Annotated in this window: 13 protein-coding genes; 6 read left to right on the forward strand and 7 right to left on the reverse strand. The window is 72.6% G+C overall.

Going from position 1 to position 13,563, the window contains the following annotated elements:
* Nucleotides 1–19: 19 nt before the first annotated feature.
* The 6 genes from WD341_RS00575 (at nt 20) to WD341_RS00600 (ending at nt 4,446) form a co-directional block, all read left to right on the forward strand.
* Nucleotides 20–1,132, forward strand: coding sequence for a glycosyltransferase (locus tag WD341_RS00575; RefSeq protein ID WP_368423455.1), 1,113 nt, complete (start codon nt 20–22; stop codon nt 1,130–1,132).
* A 61-nt stretch (nt 1,133–1,193) separates the two neighbouring features.
* Nucleotides 1,194–2,564: a dihydroorotase gene (locus WD341_RS00580; protein WP_368423456.1), complete on the forward strand. Its 1,371-nt coding sequence runs from the start codon at nt 1,194–1,196 to the stop codon at nt 2,562–2,564.
* A complete protein-coding gene (locus WD341_RS00585) occupies nt 2,561–2,911 on the forward strand; it encodes a DUF6614 family protein (RefSeq protein WP_368423457.1) in 351 nt (116 codons plus the stop codon). The genes WD341_RS00580 and WD341_RS00585 overlap by 4 nt, the downstream gene beginning before the upstream one ends.
* A gap of 1 nt (nt 2,912) precedes the next feature.
* A complete protein-coding gene (locus WD341_RS00590) occupies nt 2,913–3,749 on the forward strand; it encodes a class I SAM-dependent methyltransferase (RefSeq protein WP_368423458.1) in 837 nt (278 codons plus the stop codon).
* A 92-nt stretch (nt 3,750–3,841) separates the two neighbouring features.
* Nucleotides 3,842–4,066, forward strand: coding sequence for an AbrB/MazE/SpoVT family DNA-binding domain-containing protein (locus WD341_RS00595; RefSeq protein ID WP_368423459.1), 225 nt, complete (start codon nt 3,842–3,844; stop codon nt 4,064–4,066).
* A complete protein-coding gene (locus WD341_RS00600; RefSeq protein WP_368423460.1) occupies nt 4,063–4,446 on the forward strand; it encodes a type II toxin-antitoxin system death-on-curing family toxin in 384 nt (127 codons plus the stop codon). Before WD341_RS00595 ends, WD341_RS00600 begins: the two co-directional genes overlap by 4 nt.
* An 18-nt stretch (nt 4,447–4,464) precedes the next feature.
* Here WD341_RS00600 and ppdK read toward each other — a convergent pair whose 3' ends face one another.
* The 7 genes from ppdK to WD341_RS00635 all read right to left on the reverse strand — a co-directional run bounded on the left by ppdK (nt 4,465) and on the right by WD341_RS00635 (nt 13,557).
* Nucleotides 4,465–7,137, reverse strand: a complete 2,673-nt coding sequence (ppdK, locus tag WD341_RS00605; protein ID WP_368423461.1) for a pyruvate, phosphate dikinase — start codon at nt 7,135–7,137, stop codon at nt 4,465–4,467.
* 102 nt (nt 7,138–7,239) lie between these two features.
* A complete protein-coding gene (gene glyS, locus WD341_RS00610; protein WP_368423462.1) occupies nt 7,240–9,363 on the reverse strand; it encodes a glycine--tRNA ligase subunit beta in 2,124 nt (707 codons plus the stop codon).
* Nucleotides 9,356–10,261, reverse strand: coding sequence for a glycine--tRNA ligase subunit alpha (locus WD341_RS00615; RefSeq protein WP_368423463.1), 906 nt, complete (start codon nt 10,259–10,261; stop codon nt 9,356–9,358). Before WD341_RS00615 ends, glyS begins: the two co-directional genes overlap by 8 nt.
* Nucleotides 10,262–10,483: 222 nt before the next feature.
* Nucleotides 10,484–10,813, reverse strand: a complete 330-nt coding sequence (locus WD341_RS00620; RefSeq protein WP_368423464.1) for a hypothetical protein — start codon at nt 10,811–10,813, stop codon at nt 10,484–10,486.
* Between the two features lie 143 nt (nt 10,814–10,956).
* Nucleotides 10,957–11,472 (reverse strand): hypothetical protein, encoded by a 516-nt coding sequence (locus WD341_RS00625; RefSeq protein WP_368423465.1) that lies wholly within the window; start codon nt 11,470–11,472, stop codon nt 10,957–10,959.
* A gap of 152 nt (nt 11,473–11,624) precedes the next feature.
* Nucleotides 11,625–12,485 (reverse strand): S49 family peptidase, encoded by an 861-nt coding sequence (locus WD341_RS00630; protein WP_368423466.1) that lies wholly within the window; start codon nt 12,483–12,485, stop codon nt 11,625–11,627.
* A gap of 37 nt (nt 12,486–12,522) precedes the next feature.
* Nucleotides 12,523–13,557 (reverse strand): histone deacetylase family protein, encoded by a 1,035-nt coding sequence (locus WD341_RS00635; protein WP_368423467.1) that lies wholly within the window; start codon nt 13,555–13,557, stop codon nt 12,523–12,525.
* Nucleotides 13,558–13,563 lie beyond the last annotated feature (6 nt).

Consider the following 13,563-nt stretch of genomic DNA (forward strand, 5'->3'; position numbering starts at 1 on the left):
GCACCAGCGCAGGAAGACCATGCGGATCAGCCAGATCTTCGCCGGTCCCTACGACGACGGCCCCAGGGCGCGCCTGTTCGAGCAGGTCGCGGGCGCCTTCGCGCTGCCCGACGAGCTGCGCCAGCAGCTGATCCTGGCGCAGCGGCCCGGCTGGGAGCGCCTGGCGGACTTCGGCCGCCCGACCCTGGCGCTGCCCTACCGCCGCCTGCTCGACCGCACCGCCTGGATCGCGCGCAGCCGGCGCGCGCTCGCCGACGAGCTGGCCCTGTTCAAGCCGGACCTGATCGCCGTCTGGGGCGCCGAGGCCGCGGCCCGCCTGCCGGCGCGCTGCGACGCCGCGACGGTCGGCATTGCCGGCGAGGCGGACGACGCGGTCGCTCTGCGCCGCTGCCGCTACCTGGTCGCGCTCTCGCCCGAGATCGCCCGGCGCGCGGTCGAGCGTGGCTGGCCGGAGGAGCGACTGCGGCCGCTGCCGCTCTTCGCCGAGGGCGACCTGGTCGAGCCGCTGCCGCGCGGCGCCCTGGCGACGGCCGAGGCGGCGACGGTCGTGGCCCTGCCGTTCGCGCTCAACCTCGAGGCTCTGGGCGAGGTGCTGCTCGCCGCGCGCCGGCTGCCGCTGCCGACGCTGTGGATCCCCGGCGGCAGCCGCCGGCAGAGCCGGCTGGCGCTGCGCCTGCAGGTGCCGCTGCGCGAGCTCGGCCCCGACGTCGATCGCGCCCGCGCCCTGGCGGCCGCCGATCTGGTGCTGTGCAGCGCCGAGGCCGACGGCCTCGGCCTGGGCATCGTCGAGGGCTGGGCCCGGGGCAAGCCCGTGGTCGCCGCCGGCGCCCCGGGGGCCAGCGGCCTGGTGCGCGACGCCGGCAACGGTATCCTGGCCCGCTCGACCGGCGCCGCGGACCTGGCGGAGGCACTGCTCCGGCCGCTCGACGACCCGCTGCTCTACGACCGCCTCGCCGCCGAGGGCCGCGCCAGCTTCGACGCCGGCCATGCCGAGGCCCGCTCCCTGGCGCGCTGGCTGGACGCCTACGTGCGCCTCGGCGGGCTGGTCCTGCCCGATTCGCCCGCGGCCCGGGAGACCGCCGGGCCGTCGCATCGCGCGGCGCAGCCCGACCATACCGACATCCAGGTTTAGCGCGAGGGCTGCTTTGGGCTAGGCTGCGACCGGACAGCCAACAGCCCGGGAGGCGAGCGCGGTGGCCCAGAGCTTCGACACGATCCTGCGCGGCGGCAGGATCTTCACGCCCAACGGCTTGGCCGAAGGCGACCTCGCGCTGGCCGACGGCCGGATCGCACGGATCGGCGACGTCGGCGGCGCCAGCGCCGCCGAGGTGGTCGACTGCCGCGGCCTGACCGTCCTGCCCGGGGTGATCGACACCCAGGTGCACTTCCGCGAGCCCGGCCTGGAGCACAAGGAGGACCTGGAGAGCGGCACCCGCGCCGCCGCGATGGGCGGCGTGGTCGCGGTCTTCGAGATGCCCAACACCAAGCCCTCGACCCTGGACGCCGCGGCCATGGCCGACAAGGTCCGGCGCGCCGAGGGCCGGACCTGGACCGACCACGCCTTCTTCATGGGCACCGCGGCCGAGAACGCCGACAAGCTGGCCGAGCTCGAGGGCCTGCCGGGCTGCTGCGGGGTCAAGATCTTCATGGGCTCCTCGACCGGCAGCCTGCTGGTCGAGGACGACGAGACCCTGCTGGAGGCGCTGCGCCACGGCCGCCGCCGCGTCGCCGTGCACTGCGAGGACGAGACCCGCCTGCGCGAGCGCCTGGCCCTGGTGCGCGACGGCGCCGATTCGTCACAACATCCCGTCTGGCGCGACGCCGAGACGGCGCGCCTGGCGACCGAGCGGCTGCTGCGCCTTGCGCGCATTGCCGGCCGCAAGGTCCACGTGCTGCACGTCACGACCGCCGAGGAGCTGCCGCTGCTGGCCGCCAACAAGGACATCGCGACCTGCGAGGTGACGCCCCAGCACCTGACCCTGGAGGCGCCCGACTGCTACGAGCGGCTCGGCAGCCTGGCCCAGATGAACCCGCCGATCCGCGGCGCCGAGCACCGCGCGGCTCTGTGGGACGGCGTGCGCCAGGGCCTGTTCGACGTCGTCGGCTCCGACCACGCGCCGCACACCCTTGAGGAGAAGCAGGTCGCCTACCCGCGCACGCCCTCCGGCATGCCGGGCGTGCAGACCCTGGTGCCCCTGCTGCTCGACCATGTCGCCGCCGGGCGGATGACCCTGGAGCGCTTCGTCGACCTGACCGCCCACGGCCCCGGGCGGATCTACCAGCTCGCCGGCAAGGGCCGCCTCGCGGTCGGCTACGACGCCGACCTGACCGTCGTCGACCTCGCCGCGCGGCGCGAGATCACCGGCGACTGGCTCGCCGCCAAGTGCGGCTGGTCGCCCTTCGAGGGCATGAGCGTGACCGGCTGGCCGGTGATGACCTGGATCCGCGGCCGGGCGGTGATGCGCGAGGGCGCCCTGAACGGAGCGCCGTCAGGCCGTCCGGTGCGCTTCCAGGACACCCTGCCCGCCCACAACCTCGAGTACGAGGCGGACGCCGGGGCATGACCGTCTACCAGGGCTTCTTCGACCTGAAGCCCGGCACCGGCGACCTGGAGTTCGCCGGCGCTGTCGAGGGCTACCTGGGGCAGCTTCGCGAGCAGGGCCTGATCGAGAGCTGGCGCCTGCTGCGCCGCAAGCTCGGCCTGGGGCCGCGCGAGCTCGGCGAGTTCCAGCTGATCATGGAGTTCGCCGACCTGGAACAGCTCGACCACGCCTTCACCCGGGTCTCGACGCGTAGCGACCCCGTCGAGGGACTGCACCACGCCGTCAACTCCAAGATCGCCCGGGTCTCCTTCGCGCTCTACCGCGACTTCCCGGACCCGCAGCGCGTGACCGGCGAGGAGCGCTTCTGAGATGGCCTCCGGCGCCGCCGTCACCGCCCACTACGCGCGCCGCGGCCGGCTGGCGCCGCGCATCCTGGCGCTGGCGGCCGAGGCCAAGGGCGACGGCCCCCTGAGCGCGGCCGACCTCGCCGCCTTCGACCAGCTGCACCCGCGCGGCCGCGAGGCGACCGACGAGCTCGCCGACCTGATCGACTGGCGCGGCGTCGCGCGCTTCCTCGACCTCGGCTGCGGGCTCGGCGGCCCGGCGCGCTACCTGGCCGAGACGCGCGGCGCCGCGGCGGTCGGCATCGACCTCACCGAGAGCTTCTGCGCAGACGCCCGCGAGCTCGCCGGGGCAACCGGAGCGGCGGCGGTCTTCGCCTGCGCCGACGCGACCCGTCTGCCCTTCCCGGAGGGGGCCTTTCCGCTGGTGCTGCTCCAGGCCGCGACGATGAACATCCCCGACAAGGCGACGCTCTATCGCGAGGTCGCCCGGGTGCTGGCGCCGGGCGGCCACTTCCTGCTGCTCGACCTGCAGCTCGGCCCCGTCGGGGAGCCGCACTTCCCGGTGCCCTGGGCCAGCGAGGCCGGCGCCTCCCACCTGCTGGCGCCGGGCGAGGTGCGCGCGCTGATCGAGGGCGCCGGCCTGACCTGCCGGCTCTGGCAGGACCGCACCCCCGTCGTCCGCGCCGCTATCGAGGCGCAGCGGCGCGAAGCAGCCGAGCTGAAGGCCGCCGGCCGCTCGCTGCCGCCCGGCGCCCACACGCTCCAGGGCCCCGAGTTCCGCGAGATGGCCGCCAATCTGGCACGCAATCTCGCGGAGGAGCGGGTCGTCGTGACCAGCGGCCTGTTCGCGAAACCCGCCTGAGATCGCGAAACCCGCCTGAGGCCACTCGACAGCGCCCGCCTCCCGGCTTATGTTAGAACCGATGTTATAACGCGCAGCATGGGAGCCCGGAGATGCACACCCTCAAGATCCGCAAGATCGGCAACTCCGCAGGCGTCGTGCTGACCGGCGAGGTGCTCGACGCCCTCGGCGTCTCGGTCGGCGACCACCTCCAGCTCGTGCCGAGCGAGCAGGGCTTCGAGGTCCGGCCGTACAGCGCCGATCTGGCCGAAGAGATGGAGCTGGCCGAAGAGTTCATGGATAAGTACCGCCCTGCCCTGCGCGAACTGGCCAAGTGACCGCGCGCTGGTTGACGGAAGAGGCCGTCCGCGCCTTCCATCTTCGCTCCCTCGACGAGCATGGTGGCATAGCCGGACTCAGGGACCAGGGTGGTTTGCAGGCCGCATTGGCCCGTCCGCTACACAAGGCTGCCTACGGCGAGCCCAGCATCTTCGACCTGGCGGCGGCCTACGCCTTCGGCATCGCGAAGAACCACCCCTTCGTCGACGGCAACAAGCGGACCGCGGCGATTGCCATGGGCGTCTTCCTCATGAAGAACGGCTTTCAGCTCACCGCCCCCAACGGTCAACTCCTCGTCGCGATCCGCGATCTCGCCGCCGGCGACATGACGGAAGAGCAACTGGCCCTGTGGCTGTCGGAAAGCTGCGTCGCCCGCTGACCCCAAGGGCCCGCGGCCTCAGACGTCCCGCTCGCGCTCGGCCAGGGCCGCCTGGGCCGCGGCCAGGCGGGCGATCGGCACGCGGAAGGGCGAGCAGCTGACGTAGTCGAGGCCGACCGACTCGCAGAAGCGGATCGAGGCCGGGTCGCCGCCGTGCTCGCCGCAGATGCCGAGCTTGATGCCCTCGCGGGTCTTGCGGCCGCGTTCGGCGGCGATCCGCACCAGCTCGCCGACGCCCTCCTGGTCCAGGCTGATGAAGGGGTCCTGCTTGACGATGCCGAGCTGCTCGTAGGCCGGCAGGAAGTTGCCGGAGTCGTCGCGCGACAGGCCGTAGGTGGTCTGGGTCAGGTCGTTGGTGCCGAAGGAGAAGAACTCCGCCGCCTCGGCGATCTTGCCGGCCAGCAGGGCGGCGCGCGGCAGCTCGATCATGGTGCCGACCAGGTAGGCGACCTCGACGCCGGCGGCCTCCATGGCCTCCCGCGCGACGCGGTCGACCAGGACCTTGAGGATCTCCAGCTCGCGCGGCATGGCGACCAGGGGGATCATGACCTCCGGCTCGACCGTCTCCCGGGACTCCTTCTGCACCCGGCAGGCGGCCTCGAAGATCGACCGCACCTGCATCTCGTAGATCTCGGGATAGGTGATGCCGAGCCGGCAGCCGCGGTGGCCGAGCATGGGGTTGGTCTCGGACAGCCGCAGCAGGCGGGTGCGCAGCTTCTCGACGCCGACGCCGGCCGCCTCGGCGACCTCGGCCATCTCCTCTTCGCCGTGCGGCAGGAACTCGTGGAGCGGCGGGTCGAGCAGGCGGATCGTGACCGGCAGCCCGCGCATGATCCGGAAGATCTCGACGAAGTCGTCGCGCTGCATCGGCAGGATCTTGTCGAGCGCCTTGCGCCGGCCGTCGGCGTCCTCGGCCAGGATCATCTCGCGCACGGCGACGATGCGTCCGGCCTCGAAGAACATGTGCTCGGTGCGGCACAGGCCGATGCCCTCGCAGCCGAACTCGACGGCCGTGCGGCAGTCGCCGGGCGTCTCGGCGTTGGTGCGCACCTTGAGCCGCCGGATCCGGTCGGCCCAGACCATGAGCTTGGCGAAGTCGCCGGACAGCTCCGGCTGGATCGTCGGCACCTCGCCCAGCATGATCTCGCCGGTCGCCCCGTCGATGGTCAGCATCTCGCCGGCCCTGACCTCGACGTCGCGAACCCGCATGACGCCGGTCTTGTAGTCGATCCTCAGCTCGCCGGCGCCGGCGACGCAGGGGCGCCCCATGCCGCGGGCGACCACGGCCGCGTGGCTGGTCATGCCGCCGCGCGTGGTCAGGATGCCCTGGGCCGCGTGCATGCCGTGGATGTCCTCGGGGCTGGTCTCGACCCGGCAGAGCAGGACCTTGCGGCCGGCGTCGCGCTGCCGCTCGGCCTCGTCGGAATCGAAGACCACGACGCCCGAGGCGGCGCCCGGCGAGGCCGGCAGGCCGCGGGCGATGACCCGGCGCTCGGCCTGGGGGTCGAGGGTCGGGTGCAGCAGCTGGTCGAGCGAGCCCGGCTCGACCCGCGAGACCGCCTCGGCCTCGGCGATCAGGCCTTCGCCGACCATGTCGCAGGCGATCCTCAGCGCCGCCTTGGCGGTGCGCTTGCCGGCGCGCGTCTGCAGCATGTAGAGCGTGCCGGACTGCACGGTGAACTCGATGTCCTGCATGTCGCGGTAGTGCTGCTCGAGCTTCTCGCGGACCTCGACCAGCTGCCGGTAGATCTCCGGCATGGTCTCCTCCATGGCCGGCAGGTCCGAGCCGCTCTTCTCCTTGCTGGCGACGGTGATGCTCTGCGGCGTGCGGATGCCGGCGACCACGTCCTCGCCCTGGGCGTTGACCAGATACTCGCCGTAGAACTGGTTCTCGCCGGTCGAGGGATCGCGGGTGAAGGCGACGCCGGTCGCGCAGTCGTCGCCCATGTTGCCGAACACCATGGCCTGGACGTTGACCGCCGTGCCCCACTCCTCGGGAATGCCGTAGAGCCGCCGGTAGCTGACCGCGCGCTGGTTGGTCCAGGACTGGAAGACCGCGCCGATCGCCGCCCAGAGCTGGGCCTCGGGGTCCTGCGGGAAGGGGGCGCCCGTCTCCTCCTCGACCTTGGCGGTGTACTGCTCGACGACCTCGCGCCACTCCTCCGCGGTCAGCTCGGTGTCGAGGGTCTTGCCCAGGTCCTCCTTGGCCAGCTCCAGGATCTCCTCGAAATAGTGGTGGTCGACGCCGAGCACGACGTCGCCGAACATCTGGATGAAGCGGCGGTAGGAATCGTAGGCGAAGCGCGCGTCGCCGGAGCGCCGGGCCAGGCCCTCGACGGTCGCGTCGGTGAGCCCGAGGTTGAGCACCGTGTCCATCATGCCGGGCATCGAGACCCGGGCGCCCGAGCGCACCGAGACCAGCAGCGGGTTCTCGCTGTCGCCAAAGGTCATGCCGAGCGCGGCCTCGACCGCCGCCAGGGCGGCGCGGACCTGCTCCTTCAGCTCGGCCGGGTAGCCGCCCTTCTGGGTGACCTCGGTGCAGACCTCGGTGGTGATGGTGAAGCCGGGCGGCACGGGCAGGCCGATCGAGGCCATCTCGGCCAGGTTGGCACCCTTGCCGCCGAGCAGGTTGCGCATTTCCGCCCGGCCTTCGCCGGCGCCGCCGCCGAAGCTGTACACCCACTTCGTCATTCGCCTCGTCCTGCCCCCTGGTTCACGCTCGGTTTGCATCGCACAACAACCCGAAACCGCGGCCGGCGTTCCGGCCTGGCCGTTCAATGCGGACGGCCGCCGTCAGCCTTCGATCGCGGCGAAGTCGGCGACCGTGCCGAGGGTCGCGCCGATGCGCGCCAGCAGCGCCAGGCGGTTCTGCCGCAGCACCGCCTCCTCGTCGTTGACCGTGACCCGCTCGAAGAAGGCGTCGAGCGGGCGGCGCAGCAGCGCCAGGGCCGTCATCGCGCCGCCGAAGTCCTCGCGCGCCAGGGCGGCGGCGGCCTGCTCCTCGGCTTCCTCCAGCGCCATCAGCAGCGCCTGCTCCTCGGGCAGCCGCAGCAGCGCGACCGCGACCTCGCCGCGGTGGCGCGCCTTGTCCTTCTTCTCCTCGATGCGCACGATGTTGGCGGCGCGCCGGTAGGCGACCAGCAGGTTGGCGCCGTCGTCGCTCGCCAGGAAGGCGGCCAGGGACTCGACCTTGGCGAGCAGGCGGACCAGGTCGTCCTCGGCGCCGCCGTCGGCACGCCGCACCGCGAAGACCGCGGCGATCAGATCGTGGCGGACACCCTGCTCGCGCAGTGCGACCTTCAGGCGGTCGGCGAAGAACTCCAAGAGCGCCGGCGCGACCGGCGCCGCCTCGAGACCCCGGTAGCCCTGCTGGGCGGTCGCCAGGGCCCGGGCCAGGGAGATCCTGAGACCGTTCTCGACGATCAGGCGGATCACGCCCAGGGCGGCGCGCCGCAGGGCATAGGGGTCCTTGCTGCCGGTCGGCTTCTCGCCGATCGCCCAGAAGCCGACCAGGGTGTCGAGCTTGTCGGCGAGGGCGACGGCGACCGAGGTCGGCGCGCTCGGGCAGCGGTCCGCCGGGCCGAGCGGCGCGTAGTGCTCGGCGACCGCCTCGGCGACCTCGGGCCGCTCGCCGTCGGCCAGCGCGTAGTAGCGGCCCATGACGCCCTGCAGCTCGGGGAACTCGCCGACCATGCCGGTCGTCAGGTCGGCCTTGCAGAGTTCGGCGGCCGAGCGCACCGGCCCGACTTCGGCGCCCGGAATCTCCGCGACCAGGGCCACCGCCAGCTCGATGATCCGCTCGACCTTGGCCTGCAGCGTGCCGAGGCGGGCGTGGAAGACGATGTCGCCGAGTGCCCCGACCCGGCTCTGCAGGCTGCGCTTGCGGTCCTGGTCCCAGAAGAAGGCGGCGTCCGACAGGCGGGCCGCCAGCACGCGCTCGTTGCCGCCAACGATGTTGCGACGGCGCAACGACCCGGCCTCGGCCTCGATGTTGGCGACGACGACGAAGCGGTCGGCCAGGCTGCCGTCGGAGCGCTCCAGGGCGAGGTAGCGCTGGTGCGCCTTCATCGAGGTCGTCAAGACCTCCGGCGGGATCGCCATGAAGCGCTCGGGGATCCGGCCGACCAGCGCGACCGGCCATTCGACCAGGCCGGCGACCTCCTCGATCAGGCCGGCATCCTCGCGCAGCGTCAGGCCCTCGAGGTCGGCCAGGGCGCGCGCCTGGCCGAGGATCTCGTCGCGCCGCTCCTCGGGATCGAGCAGAACACAGGCATCGCGCAGCTTGGCCTGGTAGTCGGCGAAGCTCTCGACCTCGAAGGGCTCGGGCGCCAGGAATCGGTGGCCGACGCTGGTCCGCCCGAAGGCGATCCGCCCGCCGCCCAGACCGTCGCCGAGCCCGCCGCCGAGCTCGATGCCGCCCTCCAGCGCCGCGCCGTCGAAGAGGGCGACGGCGCCCTGCAGCGGGCGCACCCAGCGGAAGGCGTGATCGGCCCAGCGCATCGACTTCGGCCAACCCAGCTCGCCGATCGCGGCCGCCAGGATCTCGGGCAGCACCAGGCGGGTGTCGCGCCCGGCGATCGCCCGCACCACGAAATAGAAGCTGCCCTTGTCGGTCTCGCGGACCTCGGCCTCGGCGACCTCGGCCAGGCCGTTGGCCTTGAGGAAGCCGGCCAGCGCCTGCTCGGGCGCGCCGACCTTCGGCCCCTTCTTCTCCTCGGTGACGTCGGGCTGCCGGGCCGGCAGGCCCGCGACCACCAGGGCCAGGCGGCGCGGCGTGACGAAGGCCCGGGCGGTCTTGAAGGCGAGGCCGGCGGCGGCGAGCCTGCCGGTCACCAGCTTCTGCAGGTCGGCGGCGGCGCGCGCCTGCATGCGCGCCGGGATCTCCTCGCCGAGCAGCTCCAGGAACAGTTCAGCCATCGGGCCGCTCCGCGAAGCTCGCGACCCAGGCCTCGCAGCAGCCCTTGGCCAGGGCGCGCACGCGGCCGATGTAGGCCTGGCGCTCGGTCACCGAGATGACGCCGCGGGCGTCGAGCAGGTTGAACAGGTGGCTGGCCTTCATGCATTGGTCGTAGGCCGGCAGGGCCCGGCCGCTGGCGAGCACCAGCCGGCACTCGGCCTCGGCGTCCTCGAAGTGGCGGAACAGCCGCCCGGTGTCGGCGATCTCGAAGTTGTAGGCGCTGAACTCGCGCTCGGCCTGCAGGAAGACGTCGCCGTAGGACTTGCCGCCCTGCTCGGCCGGCACGCCGTCCCAGTCCAGGTCGTAGACGTTGTCGACGCCCTGGACGTACATGATCAGCCGCTCCAGGCCATAGGTCAGCTCGACCGGCACCGGGTCGCAGTCGATGCCGCCGACCTGCTGGAAGTAGGTGAACTGCGTGACCTCCATGCCGTCGCACCAGACTTCCCAGCCGAGGCCCCAGGCGCCCAGGGTCGGGCTCTCCCAGTCGTCCTCGACGAAGCGGATGTCGTGCTCCAGGGGGTCGATGCCGAGGGCGCGCAGCGAGCCCAGGTAGAGCTCCTGGATGTCCGGCGGCGAGGGCTTCATCAGCACCTGATACTGGTAGTAGTGCTGCAGCCGGTTCGGGTTCTCGCCGTAGCGCCCGTCCGTCGGCCGCCGCGAGGGCTGCACGTAGGCGCAGTTCCAGACCCGGTCGGGGCCGAGCGAGCGCAGGGTCGTGGCCGGATGGAAGGTGCCCGCGCCGATCTCCATGTCGTAGGGCTGCAGGATCACGCAGCCGCGGTCCGCCCAGTAGGTCTGGAGCGTCAGGACCAGGCGCTGGAAGCAGGTGCTCTTGTCGGCGTGGCGCTTCGGCATGGCAACCGGGGACTCGAGAGGCGGGGGCTGGAGAAGCCTGGGCGAAGCGCTTCCGGCCGGCGCCTTGCTGCGCTGCGGAAAGCGAGCCGCACCCTATCGGCGGCCCCCCGCCAAATCAAGGTTGCGGTAGCCGGGTCGGCGCGGCCCAGGGGCGCCAGCGCCCTCCGCTGTTCGAGAAGCTCACCGTGAGGCGCGCCACGAACCGCGCGAGGGGAGGCCGCCTCAGTAGGGACAGTCGGCACGCCCGCAGCTGCGCGCCTTGCCGCTGGCGACGTAGGCGCCGCAGGACGGGCAGGCCTCCATCTCCTCGGTCTTCAGCTCGGCGCGCGCGGCGCTACGCGAGCGTCCACCGTCCCGGCCGAGATCGGAGGCCGAGGCGCCGCCCTGGCCGGCGCGCAGCTTCTGCTCCGCCTTGCGCTGCGCGCTCAGGCGGCCGACCAGCTTGAAGCCGTACCAGACCGCCGCGACGATGGCGGCGAGCAGCAGCAGCTTCTGGATCGAGGGCAGGCCGAACATGCCCGGGTTGTAGGGGGCCGGGCGCCGAAGCGTCAAGCGGCGCCGGCGCGGGGTGCGCTTGGCGGACCCCGCCCACAGGGAAAAGGGGCGGCGCACGGCAGGGACCGGGAAGTCGGCCGTGCGCCGCCCGCAGGGACCGCCCGCCCTCCCCCAAGGGCAGCGGCGCCTGTCGAATGGGATCAGTGCAGGGTGGAGGCCGGCGCCGCCGCTTCCGGCCGCTCCGCCTGCCTGAGCTCGAGCTCGCGCAGCGGCAGGCACTGGCCGCAGGTCAGCAGCGCCTCGCCGAGCCGCGTCGCCGCCTCGACCACGGCGACGACGCCCGCCGGCGCGACCAGCAGGGCGGCGAGCAGTTCGGGCCGCGGGCCGATCCGGCGCTGAGCCCGCGCCACCAGCTGCAGCAGGGTCATCTCGTCGGCACCGACGCAGCGGCAGCAGGGCTTGTGGTAGGTGATGCGGCCGTCGGCATGGAGCGCGACCCGGCGGATCGTGCGCTCCATCGCCGCCAGGACGCTGCGCGCCGCCTCCGGGCCGAGCGCCGCAGCCGCCTCGTTCCAGGCGGCCTGCCACTCGGCGTAGTCGCCCCCGGTCGCGCCCTCGAGCCAGCGCCGCAACAGCGACAGCAGCAGGCGCTCCGGCGTCTCGAGGATCGGCAGCCCGTCGTCGGCCTGCTCTTCGAGCGGCTCGAGCACGGACATCACGGGTTTCCCTTGCATGCGAACGCCTCTCATTATCAGCGTCTGGTCGGTCCGGCCGGGTCTGCCCCGGATCGGCGAAACCTGTTTACCCTATCTGATAATGCGAATCAATCGCACTACAATGCCGCCTGCCGATTCCAGCCTCCTCGAGCTCAGAGCCCGAAGCGACTCCAGAGCAGGCGTTCCTCGCCCTGCGAGGCCAGCTCGGCGACGAAGGAGGCGGCAAGCTCTTCGGAATCGAGGCCGGCGGGACGCAGCAGCCTGCCCAGGCCCCGGCGCTCGCGGAGCACCGGGCGCAGCTCGACCTTCTCGCCGAAGCGGGCCCTGAGCTGCCCGCGGATCTCGCCGAGGCCGTCGACCAGGCCCAGCTCGAGTGCCCGCCGGCCGGTCCAGAAGGCGCCGGTGTAGAGCTCGTCGCCGCCCTTCAGGCGCGCGCCCCGGCGGGTCCGGACATAGTCCTTGAAGGTCTCGTGCAGATCGGCCTGCATGCCGAGCAGCAGTTCGACGTCCTCGGGCTTCTCGCGCTGGAAGGGATCGAGGATCGCCTTGCGCGTGCCGGCGGTGTGGACGCGCCGCTCGACGCCGAGCTTGTCGAGCAGCTCGACGAAGCCGAAGCCGGCGTAGATCACGCCGATCGAGCCGACGATCGAGGCCTCGTCCGCGTAGATCTCGTCGGCGGCGCAGGCGAGCCAGTAGCCGCCCGAGGCGGCGACGTCCTCGACGAAGGCGAAGACGGGCACCTGCTTCTCGTCGGCGAGCTGCCGGATCCGCCTGGCGATCAGAGCCGACTGCGCGGCAGAGCCGCCCGGCGAGTTGACGACCAGCGCCACCGCGGCGAGGCGCCTGGGCTGGAAGGCTCGCTCGATCGGCCCGGCGAGGCTCTTGATGTTGAGGGCGCGGCGCAGCGTGCCGCCGGGACCGATGCCGCCGTCGAGGCGAAGCACCGAGACGAGCGGCCGCGGCTCGCGAAAGCGCCCGAACGGCAGCCAGGAGAGAAGCTTGCGAGGATCCATGGCGATCAGATGGTTCGGCGCTGCGGAGCGGACAACCTCACGCCGCCGCCTCGAAGCCGCTCAGCACGCCGACGGCGTTGATGCCGATCTCCTCGACCGCGTAGCCGCCTTCCATGACGAACAGCGTCGGCAGGCCAAGGCCGGCGATGCGCCGGCCGATCACCGGGTAGTCGGCCTGCTCGAGCCTGAAGCGGCTGATCGGGTCGTCCTTGTAGGTGTCGACCCCGAGCGAGACGACCAGGGCGTCGGCGCCGTAGGCCGCGATGCGTCGGCAGGCGGCGTCCAGCGCCTCCGACCAGAGCTCGAAGCCGGTGCCCCAGCGCAGCGGGAAGTTGGCGTTGCAGCCCTCGCCCGCGCCCTGCCCGGTCTCGTCCTCGTAGCCGAGGAAGAAGGGATACTCGTCGAGCGGATGGCCGTGCAGCGAGGCGAAGAAGACGTCGCCGCGGTCGTAGAAGATCGACTGGGTGCCGTTGCCGTGGTGGTAGTCGACGTCGAGGATCGCGACCCGCTCCGCACCGCCGTCGCGGAAGGCCTGGGCGGCGATGGCGGCGTTGTTGAGGAAGCAGTAGCCGCCGTAGTAGCCGGCGGCCGCGTGGTGGCCCGGCGGCCGGCACAGCGAGAAGACGGCGCGCGCGCCGGCCGCGACCCGGCGCTGGCCGGTCAGGGCGACGTTGACCGAGCTGGCGACCGCCTGCCAGGTCCCGGCGGTGATCGGCGTGCCGGCGTCGAAGGAGTAGTAGCCGAGCTGGCCGTCGATCGACTCGGGGATGCGGTCGGCGCGCATGCCGCGCACCGCCCAGGCGAAGGGCAGCGCGTCGAAGTCGCGGCCGGTCGCGATCCAGCGGTCCCAGGCACCCTTCAGGAACTCGACGAAGCCGGCCTCGTGGACCCGCAGGATCGGTGCGAGTCCGAAGTCCTCGGGCTCGATCACCTCGCCGATCGCCTGCTCGCGCGTCCGCGCCAGGACGAGGTCGGCACGGCGGGGCATCTCGTAGCAGGGCACCAGCTTGCCGCCCTCAAACTCGACCTTGCCGTCGTGCAGCCGGTGATCGTCGCTGTAGACAGTCAGCATGGCGGA

Origin of the sequence: Tistlia sp., from assembly GCF_040905785.1 — a bacterium.
Lineage (GTDB): Bacteria > Pseudomonadota > Alphaproteobacteria > Kiloniellales > DSM-21159 > Tistlia.